The following is a 15,587-nucleotide window of genomic DNA, read 5'->3' as shown; positions in this document are numbered from 1 at the left end:
TATTACTGAGGTGCGCATCGCTCGCAAGCCACTTGGAGCCGCTGCCCCCCGCTGCTAGAGGCCGCGCGCTATGAGCCAATACGAATCCGATCTCCTGCGCCTGCTCGAAGAGCGCGGTCATTTGCACCAGGTCACCGATGCGGGCGCGCTCGACGCGCTGGCGACGAAGGAGATCGTGACCGGATACGTCGGCTTCGACCCCACCGCGCCGTCGCTGCATATCGGCAACCTCGCTTCGATCATGCTGCTCAAGCGGCTGCAACAGGCCGGGCACAGGCCCATCGTGATCATGGGCGGCGGTACCGCCAAGGTCGGTGATCCAAGTGGTCGCGACGAGACCCGCACCATGCTGACCGATGAAAAGCTCGCCAGCAATATCGCGGGGATCAAGGGTAGCTTCGAGCGGATTCTGCGCTTCGATGACAGTGAAACCGGCGCGCTGCTGATCAACAATGACGATTGGCTGAGCGAACTGGGCTATATCGAGATGCTGCGCGATGTCGGCCCGCATTTCACCATCAACCGCATGCTGACCTTCGATTCGGTCAAGCTGCGGCTCGATCGCGAGCAGCCGCTGACCTTCCTCGAATTCAACTACATGATCATGCAGGCCTATGATTTCCTCGTGCTCAACCGCGAGCACGGATGCAGGCTGCAGCTCGGCGGCAGTGACCAGTGGGGTAATATCGTCAACGGGATCGAGCTGACCCGGCGGATCGATGGCAAGGAGGTCTACGGCGTGACCGCACCGCTGATCACCCGTGCAGACGGGGCCAAGATGGGCAAGTCGGTCGATGGCGCAATCTGGCTCAATGAAGAGCAGCTGCCAGCCTATGACTTCTGGCAATACTGGCGCAATACTGATGACCGCGATGTCGGCAAGTTCCTGCGCCTGTTCACGGACCTGCCGCTGGACGAGATCGCCCGGCTCGAAGCGCTCCAGGGTGCGGAGATCAATGATGCCAAGGTGGTTCTCGCCAATGAAGTGACCGCCATGGTGCGCGGCGAAGATGCGGCCCGCTCGGCTGAAACGACCGCGAAGCAAACCTTTGCCGGCGGCGGTGCGGGTGAAGACCTCCCCACCCTCTCGCTTGGCGCAGACGGAATGGCCTTGCCGGCGGCCCTCACGGCCATCGGCTTCACCGCTTCCAACGGCGAAGCCAAGCGCAAGATTGCGGAAGGTGCCGTTAAGCTCGATGGTCAACCAATCACCGATCCCGCGCTGGTAGTGACCGTCTCCGAAGGCAGCGAAGTAAAGCTGAGCCTCGGCAAGAAACGGCACGGGATTCTCGTGCACTAGGTATTTAGCTTATCTTCCAAACCCACAGAATTGCGTGGTTTTGTGCCATTTCGGGACGCTGGGCCTTAACCGAATATCAGCGAATTTACATCATAACACATGCTTGCACCACGAACATGGAGGGTCGTGCAATCATGCCTACCGGAGCCCAGCTCACTGTGACCGACCAGCGCCGCGCGACGCGCCATCCGGTCGACTTCCCGGTTATTGCCGAGCACCATGTGCACGGTGACATGAACATGCATATCTCCAATCTGTCGGCCCATGGCTTCATGATCGACGATGCGCACGACCTTTCGCGAGGCGATCGCGTCATTGTTCGCTTGCCCGTCATCGGTCGCATCGAGGCATACTGCATCTGGGTGCGCGAAAACCGCGCCGGTTTCCAGTTCGAACGGATCATCCGCCTCGACGACTTCATGTCGATCATCGATGAGCTGCAGCCCAATCCGCGCCTGCGCCGCCCGCGTTAAGCGGAGCGGTACTCACCCTCATCCAACTCCGACTAGGCGCCAAGGCGCCATGTCTGCGTATCCTTCTCCCAATGGGAGAAGGAAAGCGAAGGTTGCGAGCTTGCTCGCTACCGCAGCTTGGATGAGGGTCCCCAACACCTAATCTTTCTTCCCAACGCCCACCTCACCTGCCACAGCCGCATGGTGAGCCACACGCCAGACCAGCCTTCGCACCCGTTCAGGGTTGCCAATTTCCGCGCCTACTGGTTTTCCCGGCTTACCATGACGCTGGGCCAGTACGCCATGATGCTGGTGATTGGCTGGCAGACGTATGACCTCGCCCGCACCGGCGGCATGAGCATTGAAGGGGCTGCGGGCCAGCTGGCGCTGATCGGCCTGCTCCAGTTTGTGCCATTATTCCTGCTGACGCCGTTTTCCGGGCTGGCTGCGGACCGGCTCGACCGGCGCAAGCTGGCGCAGGCGACCATCATGCTGCAGTTCGCATCGGGAGCCGTTCTCGCATGGCTGACATGGACCAATGCCATCTCGCTGCCATGGCTGTTCGGGATTGCCGTGGTGCTGGGTGTCGTTCGTGCTTTCAACGGCCCTGCCCTGTCAGCCCTGTCACCCAACCTCGTCCCAAAGGCGATCCTGCCAACGGCCATCGCGTTGAGCTCGATTTCGTGGCAGGTGGGTATGATCGTCGGGCCGGGCCTTGGTGGTTATCTCCATGCGATTGAGCCCTCCCTGCCCTATACTGTGGCTACCGGGCTGTTCGTCATCGCTTTCCTCGCGCTTGGAACGATCGGCAATGTGCCGCAGCCCAACATTGTCGGCGCCGCGCATCCGATCCGGCAGATGGTCGACGGGCTGCACTATGTCGTGAAGAACAAGATGGTGCTGGGTTCGATCACGCTCGACCTGTTCGCCGTGTTCCTCGCCGGGGCTACCGCGCTGTTCCCGGTCTACGCCCGCGACATCCTGATGGTGGGCGAGGAAGGCCTGGCCCAGCTCGCCATGGCCCCTGCCATCGGCGCAGTGTTGACGGGGCTGTTCTTCTCCTACCGTCCGCTCGCCAACAATGTCGGCCCGGCCATGCTGTTGGCAGTGGCGGTGTTCGGCGTTGCCACCATCACTTTCGGTCTTTCGACCTCGATGCCGCTCAGCCTCGCGGCGCTGTTCGTGGTTGGCGCGGCGGACATGTTCAGTGTCTACATCCGCCAGTCGCTGGTCCAGTTGCACACGCCCGATGACAAGCGCGGCCGCGTGTCTTCGGTCAGCCACTTGACCATCAGCGCTTCCAACGAAGGCGGTGACTTCTTTTCGGGCAGCCTCGCCTACCTGCTCGGGCCGGTGACAGCGGTTGTCGCGGGCGGCGTGGGCGCTATTGTCACCGTGGCGCTGTGGAGTCGCCTGTTCCCGGTCCTCAGGACCACCAAGACCTTCGATCCGCCGCCGGAATTGGCTAAGGACGACCTTTAAGCCTTCAACCCCCGGGAGAGAGACCATGAAAGCCGACAATATTCTCGCTACCATCGGCGGCACCCCGCACATCCGCCTCAGCAAGCTGTTCCCGGATCACGAGGTATGGGTGAAATCGGAGCGCTCCAATCCCGGCGGCTCGATCAAGGACCGGATCGGGCTCGCCATGGTCGAGGATGCCGAGGCTTCGGGCGCGCTCAAGCCGGGCGGTACCATCATCGAGCCGACCAGCGGCAACACCGGCATCGGCCTCGCCATGGTCGCCGCGGTCAAGGGTTACAAGTTGATCCTGGTCATGCCCGAAAGCATGAGCCTCGAGCGGCGGCGGTTGATGCTGGCCTATGGCGCGAGCTTCGACCTGACCGACAAAGCCAAGGGGATGAAGGGCGCGATCGAACGCGCGACCGAGCTGGTCGAGCTGACCGAGAACGCCTGGATGCCGAGCCAGTTCGATAACGAAAGCAACTGGAAGGTCCACGTCCGCACCACCGCGCAGGAAATCCTCGCCGACTTCAAGGACACGCCGATCGATGTGCTGATCACGGGCGTCGGTACCGGGGGACACCTGACCGGTTGCGCCGAGGAGCTCAAGCGCCACTGGAGCGGGATTAAGGCCTATGGCGTCGAGCCCGAGCTTTCCCCCGTCATCAACGGCGGCCAGCCCGGCCCGCACCCGATCCAGGGTATTGGCGCGGGCTTCATCCCGGCGAACCTGCACACTCAGGCGATCGACGGGGCGATCCCCGTGGATGCCGACGCCGCCAAGGAAATGGCCCGCCGCTGCGCCGCCGAAGAAGGGATGCTGGTCGGGATTTCTTCAGGCGCAACCTTGGCGGCGATTGCCAAGAAGCTGCCGGAGCTGCCCGCCGGCTCGCGGGTGCTGGGCTTCAACTACGATACCGGTGAACGGTATCTGAGCGTGCCGGACTTCCTGCCGGAGGAGTGAGGCATTACTCGCTCAGTCACGCTTCGCAGGATCTTTCTTAGCCTTGCAGCGATTGCTGTGTTGGCGTTCTGGACCGTGCCATCGATTCTACCGCGTGAGCAACTTCCCTCAGATGTGGTTCGAGTCGAACCGTCGGGACGGCTACCCTCCGGTCAGAATGTTACGTTTGAGCGTGGCCAATGGGTTGGCTGTAGCGAAACTGGCGTGACGTTTCCGACTGGTCATCCTGTCAATTGGGGGTCGATGTCCGCCTGCAACGAGCAAGTGCATGTCACTGTGCGGTATGAAGCACCTGACCTGGTGGGTGAGCACTCGCTTTCGATGTTCTTGCAGACACCCACGTGCTTTCCCGGCAATTCCTTCGATGATCCGAGAGAGCGCTACGTGCAGTTTGGTCCAGCGTTCTTCGATCAGTCGAATTCAGAGCAAGTCAAGCATTTCCGCCGAACTGTAGCGATCAAGCTCGAAGAGGTTTATCCGCAATGCGGCGGACCCATCTCCGGCGAAACGCTGTTGACGCCGGAACTATCATGCGCATTCGAGGAGATGGCGGCCCGCTATTGGCGAAACGCACCGTATCCGGAGTCGAATCCGGACGAGCGATCATTCTGCCGCGAATGGAAGGAAAGCCTGCAACCGTGATGGGGCTGCTACACTCAGCATTTTCCTACATCGAGCCGTCCTGCTACCTTCGCATCGGCTCTTTGAAACGTCGATCCAGCACCAAAACGCGGGATGCCCCATAAACAAGGCACCCCGCGCATGTACTTCAATAACGAAACCCCAGCGTGACGCTGCGACTCGGGATCAGGCTGCCGTCTGGAACGCCTCTTCGCCCAGCGCCATCATGCTGTCGGCACCGGCTTCGAGCTTGCGGCGCAGCGCGCCGGCTTCGGGGATGAAGCGATCCATGTAGTAGCGCGCCGTGGCGAGCTTGGCTTCGTAGAAGGCCTTGTCTTCGGGCTCACCGGCCAGCTTCTCCAGCGACACCTTGGCCATCCGCAGCCACATCAGGCCGAGCGTCACGATCCCCATGATGTGCATGTAGTTATGCGCGCCGGCCCCGAGGTTGTTGGGATTGGTCATGGCATTCTGCATGAACCACATCGTAGCCGCCTGCTGTTCGTTCAGCGCCTTGCCCAGCGCCTCTGCCAGCGGAGCGAGCGTTGCGTCGCTCTTGGCCGCTTCGATCTCTTCGCCGACCAGCTTGAAGAAGGCCTGCACCGCAGCGCCGCCATTCTGTGCGAGCTTGCGACCGCACAGGTCCATTGCCTGAACGCCGTTGGTGCCTTCGTAGATCATGGCGATGCGGGCATCGCGCACGAACTGGCTCATGCCCCATTCCTCGATATAGCCGTGGCCGCCAAAGACCTGCTGCATGTTGGTGGCGACTTCATAGCCCTTGTCGGTGCCATAGCCCTTGATGACCGGGGTCAGCAGGCCGATCAGCGCATCGGCGTCGGCGCGTTCTTCCTCGGTCGGCGCCTTGTGCGCGAGATCGACCAGCAAAGCGCCCCACAGGCACAGCGCGCGCTGCCCCTCGGTAAAGGCCTTGGCGTCCATCAGCATGCGGCGCACGTCGGGGTGGACGAAGATCGGATCGGCCTTGGCTTCGGGATCGGCGGGACCGGTCAACGCGCGGCCCTGACGCCGGTCGAGCGCATAGGCGACGGCATTCTGGTAAGCGACTTCGGCCTGGCCGAGACCCTGGATGCCGACGCCGAGGCGCGCCGCGTTCATCATGATGAACATGGCGGCGAGACCCTTGTTTTCCTCGCCGACCATCCAGCCTTTCGCCCCGTCATAGTTCATGACGCAGGTGGCGTTGCCGTGGATGCCCATCTTGTGCTCGATCGAGCCGCAGCTGACCGCGTTGCGCTCGCCCAGCGAAGCGTCGTCATTGACCAGCACCTTGGGCACCACGAACAGCGAGATCCCCTTCGAGCTATCGGGCGCGTCCGGGGTCTTGGCGAGGACGAGGTGGATGATGTTCTCGGTCAGGTCATGCTCGCCGGCCGAAATGAAGATCTTGGTGCCGGTGATGGCATAGGAGCCGTCCGCCTGCGGTTCGGCCTTGGTCCGGATCATGCCGAGGTCGGTGCCGCAATGCGGCTCCGTCAGGTTCATGGTGCCGAGCCATTCGCCCGAAACCATTTTCGGCAGGTAGGTCGCCTGCTGCTTGGGCGAACCCTTGGCGATCAGGGCGGAGACGGCCCCGGTGGTCAGGCCCGGATACATACCGAAGGCTTGGTTGGACGTTGCCACGAATTCCTCGATCACGAAGCCCATGACATGCGGCATGCCTTGCCCGCCGAATTCCTCCGGCTGCGAAATCGTGCCCCAGCCGCTTTCGCGATATTGGTCGAAGGCTTCCTTGAAACCTTTCGGCGTGGTGACAGAGCCGTCTTCATGCCGTGTGCAGCCCTCCTGGTCGCCGCTCTGGTTGAGCGGGGCCAGCACCTCGGCGCAGAACTTGCCGGCTTCGTTAATGACCGTGTCGATCATGTCCGGCGTAGCGTTCTCAAAGCCGGGCAAGTTACCGAAGCTGGCGAGGTCGAGCAGTTCGTTGACCACGAAGCGGGTGTCGCGGGTCGGCGCGGTGTAGATCGGCATTTTGGTTCCTTGGCGAAAGGGGTTTCAGGGGACTGGTCAGCCCAGGTCGAGTTTCTCGATCTGAGCGACGAATTCAGTGAGTTCCTTGATGGAGGAATCGATATCGGCGCGCTGGCGCTTGAGCTTGGCGATGTGGGTCTTGCACTTCTCGATCGTCACCCGGCGCTGCTCCACCCGACCATCGCCGAGGTCGTAGAGGTCGATCATTTCCTTGATCTCCCCCAGGCTGAAGCCGACGTTCTTGGCCCGCATGATCCACGCCAGTCTTGCCCGGTCACGCTTGGAATAAACCCGCGCCAGCCCGACGCGCGACGGGTTTATCAACCCTTCGTCTTCGTAGAAGCGGAGCGCACGGGCGGTGCATTCGAACTCGGTCGTCAGATCGGAAATGCTGTATTGCTCGCGCTCGAGCTTGTCCGGGCGATCGAGATGAGCGCCACCATGGGTGCTTGATCGGTTTCGCGAGTCTGTTGCAGCGACGTTTGCCATGTCGCTTTTGCTATCTAACCTTTACGTAAAGGTCAAGACTTGACGGGGGCGAGAGTACTATCACCGAGGACGCGATAAAAGCAGGACGATGCCCCTGTATGACAGGTTGGTCCGCCGGGCAGGGCTTTCAGGACCAGCGCGTCCTGATCGCAATCTACGAGAATGTCTGTGACTCGCAGTGTGTTGCCCGATGTTTCGCCTTTCTGCCAAAGAGCCTGACGAGACCGAGAGTAGAAGTGCGCTACCTTGGTTTCACGAGTGGCCGCCAGTGCTTCCGCATTCATGAAGGCAACCATCAGTACGGCGTTGGTCTCAGCGTGCTGCACCACCGCTGTCAGAAGACCTGACACTGGGTCGAATTTCGGCATGAAGACCGTACCACTCTCGCGAAGCAGCGCATTATCGCTATTACTCACCTTGTCGGTCTCCTCTGGGCAATTGGATCAATGCGACAGTTTTGTTGCAGGAACACCACAGAGCGGTGCCAAAATAGGACGAGCCGCGCAATCCCACTTTCCTGTCGGGCAGATGAATGGAACACCTTCCGTTACGGCATGAATGTGTCGTCCACCGGAATTCCGGCCTGTAAGAAGCCAGGTTCAGGGGGTAAGCCGAAGGCACCGCATCATGGGGGTGATGCCGCTTTCGGAACAGACGATGAGGGACAGGACCCTCGCGCGGCCATCGGGGGACGGCCGCCGGGTTCTACAGTTTTCGTCACGTGGCGCCCGAGGTCCTAGCGGCCTCGGGCGTTTCGTTTTCCTGCGAGAAACCGGTCCCGCCAGGTTCCCCAGCCAGCACTCTTGCAAAGCACGCGATCCGCACCGATCCTGCCCCAGCCTTGAGCAAGGCGTTGACGCAGGCATCGCTGGTCGCGCCGCTGGTGAGTACGTCGTCCACGAGGACCACGGACGCACCTTCCAGCTTCGACTTTGCAGGCTCGGGAACAACGATTGCACCTGTCAGCGCTTTCTCCCGTGCCTTGCGTCCGAGTCCGCCCAGCGATGGCGTGGAAATCCGTCGATGCATCAACCCGACCGCCAGTTCTGCCGAGGTCAAGGCAGATATTTCCCGCGCCAGCAGTGCTGCCTGGTTGAAGCCGCGGCGCCACAATCGCCAGCGATGCAATGGAACCGGGATCAAAAGCGCGCCCTCTTCCAGGCGGCCCAGGCGGGACGTCATGAGACGCGCCATCAACTTCGCAAGGGCAATCCTGCGGCCATGCTTGTACATGAGGACCAGCTTGCGCGAGGCGTCGTTGTAAAGCGTGGCGGCTGCAATGCCTGCATGGCGGGGCGGAACGGCAAGGCATGGTGCACACATGGTGCCCGCTCCAGCTGTTCTCGGATCGAGCGGTCGCTGGCAAGTTGCGCATTGTGGCTCGGCGGGGATGACAAGGCCGCTCCAGCACCCGACACACAGGCCACTTTGCTGCTCGATTGCGTCGCCGCACAAGGGACAACGAGGCGGATAGACGAAGTCCACCACAGGCCTCAGCGAATTCATCAGAAGTTGCGCGGAGCTCATGCGTGAATACCCGCATCGCTTGCCATTGCGCCTTGGGCACGGCAGGGCGCAGCCATGGAAGAGCGCTCGATTCCGCAAATTTTCTCGCGTCGGCAAAGTGCCGCCAAATTCGCTCGAGCACGGTCGCGCCAACGTCGTGATGACGCAGCCGATTTCCTGACGCGCACTATCGCCAGTGATATTGTCGAGCGTCTGGAATTCATGCGGGCCGAACCCGCGCATTCGCTCATCATTGGCGATACGACCAACACCATAGCGCCATGGTTAAGCCAACGCGGAGGTGTAGGAAAGGCAGGATTGCTTGGCGAGTTCGAAGAGGAGCAACCCGGGCCGAGCGCGATGTTCGACCTCATCATCCATTTGCTCGGCCTGGGCCACGTCAACGACCTGCCCGGTGCGCTGATCCATGCGCGGAATGCGCTGAAGGATGACGGTCTTTTTATCGCCGCCTTCCCCGGTGCCGGGAGCCAGCCGGTACTGCGCCAGCTGGCGCTGGCGGCGGATGGCGAGCGACCGGCGGCGCGGATGCATCCGCTGGTGGACAACCAGGCAGCGTCAGGCCTTCTGCAGCGTGCCGGGTTCAAGCGACAGGTGGTCGACAGCTACCCGATCCGGGTGCGCTTTCTCTCGTTCCAGCGTATGCTCTCCGACCTGCGTGACCATGGTTTGACGCGTTCCCTCGCTTCGCCCGCCTCGCCGATCACTCGGGAAGGTCTCAATCGCGCCGAAGCGGCGTTCGATGCCTTGCGCGACGATGACGGAAAGGTCACCGAAGTGTTTGAAATCCTGACACTTACTGGCTGGCGCTAGCCCGCCTTGAGCGATGCCTGTGCTGCCGCCAGCCGCGCGATCGGCACGCGGTAGGGTGAGGCGCTGACGTAGTCGAGCCCAACCTCTTCGCAGAATGCGATGCTGGCCGGATCGCCGCCATGCTCGCCGCAAATTCCGAGCTTGATATTGGGCCTCGTCGCCCTGCCCCGCTCGGCACCCATCTGCACAAGCTGCCCGACGCCATCGACATCGAGGCTGACGAAGGGGTCACGGGCGTAGATGCCCTTTTCAACATATGGGGTGAGGAAGCGCCCGGCATCGTCGCGGCTGACGCCCAGCGTGGTCTGGGTGAGATCGTTGGTACCGAACGAGAAGAACCGCGCTTCCTCGGCGATCTCGCCTGCCATCAGCGCAGCGCGCGGCAGCTCGATCATGGTGCCGACGAGGTAATCGACCTGTTGGCCGGTTTCCGCGAAGACTTCCTTTGCCACCCGGTTGACGAGCGCGCGCAGGATCTCGAGCTCGCGCTTGGTCCCGACCAGCGGGATCATGATCTCGGGAACGGGAGCCTCGCCCGATTCCGTGGCGACTTCGCAAGCCGCCTGGAAGATCGCCCGCGCCTGCATTTCGTAGATCTCGGGGTAAGTGATCCCGAGCCGGCAGCCGCGGTGGCCGAGCATGGGGTTGAATTCATGCAGCTCGTCCGCGCGCCGCCTGAGATGCTCGACTGTATGCCCCGTCGCCGCCGCCAGCTCCTCGAACTCGGCATCGCCATGCGGCAGGAATTCGTGCAGCGGCGGGTCGAGCAGGCGGATCGTGCACGGCAGGCCCGTCATCACTTCGAAGATCGCCTTGAAGTCAGATTGCTGTTCAGGGAGCAACTTGGCCAGCGCCGTGCGCCGCCCGGCCTCATTCTCGGCCAGGATCATCTGCCGAACGGCGCTGATCCGTTCGGCATCGAAGAACATGTGTTCGGTGCGGCACAGGCCAATCCCCTCAGCCCCGAACTGGCGCGCCATTTTGCAATCCGCAGGGGTTTCGGCATTGGTGCGCACACCCATGCGGCGGTGCTTGTCCGCCCATTCCATCAGCGTGCCGAAGTCCCCGGCCAGCTCTGGCTCAATGGTGGCGACTTCGCCTGCCATGACCTGGCCATTAGCGCCATCGATGGTGATGACATCGCCTTCCTTGAGATCGCGATTGCCAATCTTGAGCGTGCGCCCTTCCCGCGCGATCATCACTGCCGAGGCACCGGAAACACAGGGCCGGCCCATCCCGCGCGCCACAACGGCAGCGTGGCTGGTCATCCCGCCGCGGGCGGTGAGGATGCCGGTGGCGGCGTGCATGCCGTGAATATCCTCAGGGCTGGTCTCGACCCTGACAAGGATCACCTTCTCGCCCCGCCCCGCCCATTGCTCGGCGGTATCGGCATCGAGCACGATCTTGCCGGAGGCCGCGCCGGGCGACGCCGGCAGCCCGGTGGTGAGCACATCGCGCGGCGCGTCGGGATCGAGCGTCGGGTGGAGCAACTGGTCGAGAGCCATCGGATCGACCCGCCGGATCGCTTCGTCCTCGCTGATCAATCCTTCGCCGACCATGTCGACGGCCAGCTTGAGGGCGGCCTTGGCGGTCCGCTTGCCACTGCGGGTCTGCAGCATCCACAGCGTGCCGCGCTCGACAGTGAACTCGATGTCCTGCATGTCGCGGTAATGCCGCTCAAGCAGGTCGAACACGCGGGCGAGCTCGGCATAGGCATCGGGCATGGCTTCTTCCATGCTCGCCTTCTCGGCCCCGGCGGTTTCGCGCGCGGCCTTTGTAAGATATTGCGGCGTACGGATGCCGGCGACGACGTCTTCGCCCTGCGCATTGATCAGGAACTCGCCGTAATAGGCCTTCTCGCCCGTTGCGGGGTCGCGGGTGAAGGCAACGCCGGTGGCCGAAGTGTCGCCCATGTTGCCGAACACCATCGCCTGGACGTTCACTGCCGTGCCCATGTCGTGCGGGATATCGTTGAGGCGGCGGTAAACCTTGGCGCGCTCGCTGTCCCAGCTGTCGAACACGGCCCGGATCGCGCCCCACAGCTGCTCGTTCACGTCCTGCGGGAACGGCTGCCCGTCGCGCTCGTCCTCGGCAATCTGTTTGTATTCGGCAACCAGCTCTTTCCAGTCATCCGCCGACATCTCGGTATCGGCGTATAGCCCCTTGTCTTCCTTGGCGATTTCGAGCGCTTCCTCGAACAGGCCATGGTCGAGCCCGAGCACGACATCGGAATACATCTGGATGAAACGGCGATAGCTGTCCCAGGCGAAGCGTTCGTCGCCGCTGACCCTCGAAAGTCCCTCAACTGTTGCGTCATTGAGGCCCAGGTTGAGGACCGTGTCCATCATCCCCGGCATGGAAATCGCCGCGCCCGAACGGACCGAAACCAGCAGCGGGTCGTCCTTGTCGCCCAAACGCTTGCCGACCGTCGCTTCGATATGGCCGAGCGCCTGCCGTACGTCTTCGCGCAGCTTGTCCGAGAAATCTGCTCCCTTGGCGAGGTAGTCGAGGCATTCCTCGGTGGTGATGGTGAAACCGGGAGGGACCGGCAGGCCGATGCTGGCCATTTCGGCAAGGTTGGCACCCTTGCCGCCAACAATGGTCTTGTCCTTCGCGCGTGGGTCGTCCGACGCCGCATTTCCGCCGAATGGATAGACCGTCGTGCTCATTCTAGTCCCTCTTTGTTGGGAGGCCCGTTTGTTCGAGACATGGACCGCATGTTACACAGTCCATGGGGCAAAAATTCATCCCTCGATTTTCGAGAAGTCCGCCACGCGGTGCACCGCATCGCGGAACCGCGCTAGCAGGTCGAGCCGCGCCGCGCGGACTTCCTTTTCTTCAGCGTTCACAATCACGTCTTCAAAGAAGCGGTCGATCGGTGCGCGCAACGATGCTAGCGCCGACATAGCTGCCGCGAAGTCTTCCGCAGCGACAGCCTGTACGGCCTTGGGTTCTGAAGCAGCAAGCGCGTCCATCAGTGCCCTTTCCGCAGGTTCGGGCGTGTAGGACAGCGTTTTGTTGTCATCGGCGTCCCATTCCTCCTTCTTGAGGATATTGGCCGCGCGCTTGTAGCCGGCGAGGAGATTGGTGCCGTCTTCGGTTTCCATGAAGGACTGGAGCGCATGGACGCGGGCGAGAAGGCGGACGAGATCGTCCTCTCCGCCGAGAGCGAAGACTGCATCGATCAGGTCGTGACGGATACCTGCCTCGCGTTGCTGAACCTTGAGGCGGTCGGCAATAAAGGTCAGCAGCTCATCGGAATCGAGATCAATGTAGATGCTCTGATTTAGGTAGAGTTGGCCCGCCGCTTCGAACAAGCTTTTTAGACGTAGACGCAAGCCATTCTCGGTTACGAGTCTAATAATTCCAAGAGCCGCCCGACGAAGCGCGAAGGGATCCTTGGATCCTGTTGGTTTCAGATCAGCACCAAAGAAGCCGACCAGAGCGTCGACTTTGTCGGAAAGGGCGGCAATTGTCGCTACCGGATTCTCAGGAAGTGAATCGGACGGCCCCGCAGGCTTGTAGTGATCCCTCAGTGCTGCCGATATATGCTCGCCTAGCCCTTCCTTTTCGGCGTAGTAGCCACCCATCAAGCCTTGGAGTTCAGGGAATTCGCCTACCATTTCCGTTACAAGGTCAGCCTTTAGGATCTTTGCAGCTTCTCGTGCAGCTGAAACGCTATCCTGCATCTCACCTTGGAAATCGTTCGCAAGCTGCGAGAATCTTTCCTGCCGTTGAGCAACGCTGCCCAGCTTCTCGTGGAAGGTAATCCGCTCCAGCTTCTTCGCATGCTCGGCCAGCGGCGTTTTCTGGTCCAGTTCCCAGAAGAACCGCGCATCGCTGAGGCGCGCGGCGAGGACCTTGCGGTTGCCATCGACCACAACCGCCGGATCGACTGCATCGATATTGGCGGTGCAGATGAAGGCGTTGGCGAGTTTGCCCTGTGCGTCTTCGCAGACGAAGTACTTCTGGTTCACCCGCGCGGTGAGCTGGATGACCTCTGGCGGGACGTCGAGATAGCTCTCGTCGAAGCGCCCGAGCAGCGGCACCGGCCATTCGGTCAGGCCGGCGTTCTCGATGACCAGGCCTTCATCCTCAACCAGCACCAGTCCGGCATCGGTGGCGGCCTTCTTGGCGCCGTCGCGAATGGCGTCCTGCCGTTCTTCGTGATCGACAATGACATGTGCCGCGCGGAGCTTGTCAGCGTAGTCATCCGCGCCGTCGATGGCGATGTCGCCTTCCGAGTGGAAACGGTGGCCACGCGTCTGATTGCCGCTGTCGATATCGCCGACGCTACACTCGACCACTTCGCCATCGAACAATGCGACAATGCCTGAGAGCGGGCGGACCCAGCGCGTGCTTTCGGTGCTGATAGATGCAGCACCCCAGCGCTGGCTCTTGGGCCAGCTGAAATCACGGACAATGGTAGGGATCGCCTCGGCGAGCAGGTCGTTCACCGCTTTGCCGGGCTCCTCGATCACCGCGAAATAGGTCGCCCGGCCTTTCACGTCGCGCGTTTCCAGCTGTTCGCGGGTCACGCCGTTCTTGCGGCAGAAGCCGTCGATAGCCTGATCGGGAGCGCCAACCGGCGGCCCCTTGGCTTCCTCGCGCACAGCTTCGGTGGCTTGCGGCAAACCACGCGCGATCAGCGCAAGGCGGCGCGGAGTGGACCAGACGGTGAGATCACCCGGCGAAACCCCGGCCGCTTCCAGTTCGCGGCGGAAGAGCTTCTCCAGCTCAGCACGCGCGCCAGCTTGCATACGCGCGGGGATTTCCTCGCAGCGAAGTTCGAGGAGAAAGCCGCTCATAAACCCTCTCCTACCGGGAGAGGGAGGGAGGCGCGCAGCGCCGGAAGGGTGAGGGTCATAGGCAAAAGCGAGACACCCTCACCCTTCCCGTTGCTGGCGCAACGGGCCCCTTCCCTCTCCCGCGGGGAGAGGGAGTTTGCGGACAGCGCGCTCATTTCGACCACTCCGGATACTTTTCCGCCCAGCCGTCGGCCTCTTTCTCCATGTGTGCCTCACACGAACCACGCGCCAGATCACGCACCCGGCCCATGTAGCTGGCACGTTCCTGTACGCTGATCACACCGCGGGCTTGCAGGAGATTGAAGATGTGGCTGGCCTCGACTGCCTGCTCATAAGCCGCAATAGGCACCTCATTGGCAAGACAGTTCTTGCATTCGGCCTCGGCTTTGTTGAACAGGTCGAACAGCGCGCCGGTCTCGGCAACCTCGAAGTTCCACTTCGACATCTGCTTCTCGTTTTCGAGAAAAACGTCGCCATAGGTCACGCCGTGGCCGTTGAAGTCGAGATCGTAGACGTTGTCGACACCCTGGATATACATCGCGAGGCGCTCGAGCCCGTAGGTCAGCTCGCCCGCAACCGGCTTGCAGTCGAAGCCGCCCATCTGCTGGAAATAGGTGAACTGGGTCACTTCCATCCCGTCACACCAGACTTCCCAGCCAAGGCCCCATGCGCCGAGCGTCGGGCTCTCCCAGTCGTCCTCGACAAAGCGGATATCGTGCTTGAGCGGATCGATGCCGATCACGCGCAGGCTTGCGAGATAGAGGTCCTGGATATCGGGCGGGCTTGGCTTCAGGATCACCTGGTACTGGTAATAGTGCTGCAGGCGGTTCGGGTTTTCGCCATAGCGGCCGTCGGTGGGGCGGCGACAAGGCTGCACGAAGGCGGCGTTCCACGGCTCCGGGCCAAGCGCGCGCAGGGTCGTGGCGGTGTGAAACGTCCCCGCCCCCATGCGCATGTCATAGGGCTGGAGGATCAGGCAGCCGTGCGCGCTCCAGAAATCGTGGAGCGCCAGGATCATGTCCTGGAAAGACTTTTGCGGATTGCGGTCCATGGCGGGAGGCCATGGCGTAGCGCTCAAAAACCGTCAATGCCGCAATGCAGCAAAGTCACCGGGCAGTGCGATCCGGGCTTGATCTGCTGTTGCCCCGCGCTACCAATTG

Annotated in this window: 13 protein-coding genes; 6 read left to right on the top strand and 7 right to left on the bottom strand. The window is 62.0% G+C overall.

Translation table 11 applies throughout. The features are described from left to right. Positions 1-70 precede the first annotated feature (70 nt). The 5 genes from tyrS (at position 71) to QPW08_RS08895 (ending at position 4,822) form a co-directional block, all read left to right on the top strand. Positions 71-1,300 carry a tyrosine--tRNA ligase gene (gene tyrS, locus QPW08_RS08915; protein WP_284125434.1) on the top strand — a complete coding sequence of 410 codons (1,230 nt, stop codon included), beginning with the start codon at positions 71-73 and terminating at the stop codon, positions 1,298-1,300. A gap of 134 nt (positions 1,301-1,434) precedes the next feature. Continuing rightward, positions 1,435-1,773, top strand: a complete 339-nt coding sequence (locus QPW08_RS08910; RefSeq protein WP_284125432.1) for a PilZ domain-containing protein — start codon at positions 1,435-1,437, stop codon at positions 1,771-1,773. Positions 1,774-2,034: 261 nt separating this feature from the next. Next, a complete protein-coding gene (locus QPW08_RS08905; protein ID WP_407674567.1) occupies positions 2,035-3,234 on the top strand; it encodes an MFS transporter in 1,200 nt (399 codons plus the stop codon). 25 nt (positions 3,235-3,259) lie between these two features. Then, on the top strand, positions 3,260-4,180 hold the full coding sequence (cysK, locus tag QPW08_RS08900; protein WP_284125428.1) for a cysteine synthase A: 921 nt from the start codon (positions 3,260-3,262) through the stop codon (positions 4,178-4,180). 204 nt (positions 4,181-4,384) lie between these two features. Continuing rightward, positions 4,385-4,822: a hypothetical protein gene (locus QPW08_RS08895; protein ID WP_284125426.1), complete on the top strand. Its 438-nt coding sequence runs from the start codon at positions 4,385-4,387 to the stop codon at positions 4,820-4,822. A 165-nt stretch (positions 4,823-4,987) separates the two neighbouring features. Here the strand turns inward: QPW08_RS08895 and QPW08_RS08890 are convergent, their stop codons facing one another. The 4 genes from QPW08_RS08890 to QPW08_RS08875 form a co-directional block, all read right to left on the bottom strand. Further along, complete coding sequence (locus QPW08_RS08890; protein WP_284125425.1) at positions 4,988-6,793, bottom strand: acyl-CoA dehydrogenase C-terminal domain-containing protein; 1,806 nt, start codon at positions 6,791-6,793, stop codon at positions 4,988-4,990. A 36-nt stretch (positions 6,794-6,829) separates the two neighbouring features. Beyond that, positions 6,830-7,282: a MerR family transcriptional regulator gene (locus QPW08_RS08885; RefSeq protein ID WP_284125423.1), complete on the bottom strand. Its 453-nt coding sequence runs from the start codon at positions 7,280-7,282 to the stop codon at positions 6,830-6,832. A 32-nt stretch (positions 7,283-7,314) separates the two neighbouring features. Then, entirely contained in the window at positions 7,315-7,650 is a 336-nt protein-coding gene (hisI, locus tag QPW08_RS08880; RefSeq protein ID WP_284126324.1) for a phosphoribosyl-AMP cyclohydrolase, read from the bottom strand. A gap of 349 nt (positions 7,651-7,999) precedes the next feature. Further along, the gene (locus QPW08_RS08875; RefSeq protein WP_326521303.1) at positions 8,000-8,788 is read right to left on the bottom strand and encodes a ComF family protein; all 789 of its coding nucleotides are present in this window, start codon (positions 8,786-8,788) and stop codon (positions 8,000-8,002) included. 75 nt (positions 8,789-8,863) lie between these two features. Here QPW08_RS08875 and QPW08_RS08870 point away from each other — a divergent pair, with 75 nt between their 5' ends. Further along, positions 8,864-9,619, top strand: coding sequence for a methyltransferase domain-containing protein (locus QPW08_RS08870; protein ID WP_284125419.1), 756 nt, complete (start codon positions 8,864-8,866; stop codon positions 9,617-9,619). Here QPW08_RS08870 and ppdK read toward each other — a convergent pair. From ppdK to QPW08_RS08855, 3 genes are all read right to left on the bottom strand, one after another. Continuing rightward, a complete protein-coding gene (gene ppdK, locus QPW08_RS08865) occupies positions 9,616-12,288 on the bottom strand; it encodes a pyruvate, phosphate dikinase (protein WP_284125417.1) in 2,673 nt (890 codons plus the stop codon). The genes QPW08_RS08870 and ppdK overlap by 4 nt on opposite strands. Before the next feature lie 75 nt (positions 12,289-12,363). Further along, positions 12,364-14,427: a glycine--tRNA ligase subunit beta gene (glyS, locus tag QPW08_RS08860; protein WP_284125415.1), complete on the bottom strand. Its 2,064-nt coding sequence runs from the start codon at positions 14,425-14,427 to the stop codon at positions 12,364-12,366. 151 nt (positions 14,428-14,578) lie between these two features. Then, the gene (locus tag QPW08_RS08855; RefSeq protein WP_284125413.1) at positions 14,579-15,478 is read right to left on the bottom strand and encodes a glycine--tRNA ligase subunit alpha; all 900 of its coding nucleotides are present in this window, start codon (positions 15,476-15,478) and stop codon (positions 14,579-14,581) included. Positions 15,479-15,587: the final 109 nt, after the last annotated feature.

It is taken from the genome of Parerythrobacter aestuarii (assembly GCF_030140925.1).
GTDB lineage: Bacteria > Pseudomonadota > Alphaproteobacteria > Sphingomonadales > Sphingomonadaceae > Parerythrobacter > Parerythrobacter aestuarii.
The sequence above is the reverse complement of the archived record's forward strand: the minus strand, read 5'-3'. Positions and strand labels throughout refer to the sequence as shown.

Coding starts and splice junctions, on each gene's coding strand:
- tyrS (WP_284125434.1), top strand. CDS start 71: ATGAGCCAATACGAATCCGATCTCCTGCGCCTGCTCGAAGAGCGCGGT.
- QPW08_RS08910 (WP_284125432.1), top strand. CDS start 1,435: ATGCCTACCGGAGCCCAGCTCACTGTGACCGACCAGCGCCGCGCGACG.
- QPW08_RS08905 (WP_407674567.1), top strand. CDS start 2,035: ATGACGCTGGGCCAGTACGCCATGATGCTGGTGATTGGCTGGCAGACG.
- cysK (WP_284125428.1), top strand. CDS start 3,260: ATGAAAGCCGACAATATTCTCGCTACCATCGGCGGCACCCCGCACATC.
- QPW08_RS08890 (WP_284125425.1), bottom strand. CDS start 6,793: ATGCCGATCTACACCGCGCCGACCCGCGACACCCGCTTCGTGGTCAAC.
- QPW08_RS08885 (WP_284125423.1), bottom strand. CDS start 7,282: ATGGCAAACGTCGCTGCAACAGACTCGCGAAACCGATCAAGCACCCAT.
- hisI (WP_284126324.1), bottom strand. CDS start 7,650: ATGCCGAAATTCGACCCAGTGTCAGGTCTTCTGACAGCGGTGGTGCAG.
- QPW08_RS08875 (WP_326521303.1), bottom strand. CDS start 8,788: ATGAATTCGCTGAGGCCTGTGGTGGACTTCGTCTATCCGCCTCGTTGT.
- QPW08_RS08870 (WP_284125419.1), top strand. CDS start 8,864: ATGGAAGAGCGCTCGATTCCGCAAATTTTCTCGCGTCGGCAAAGTGCC.
- ppdK (WP_284125417.1), bottom strand. CDS start 12,288: ATGAGCACGACGGTCTATCCATTCGGCGGAAATGCGGCGTCGGACGAC.
- glyS (WP_284125415.1), bottom strand. CDS start 14,427: ATGAGCGGCTTTCTCCTCGAACTTCGCTGCGAGGAAATCCCCGCGCGT.
- QPW08_RS08855 (WP_284125413.1), bottom strand. CDS start 15,478: ATGGACCGCAATCCGCAAAAGTCTTTCCAGGACATGATCCTGGCGCTC.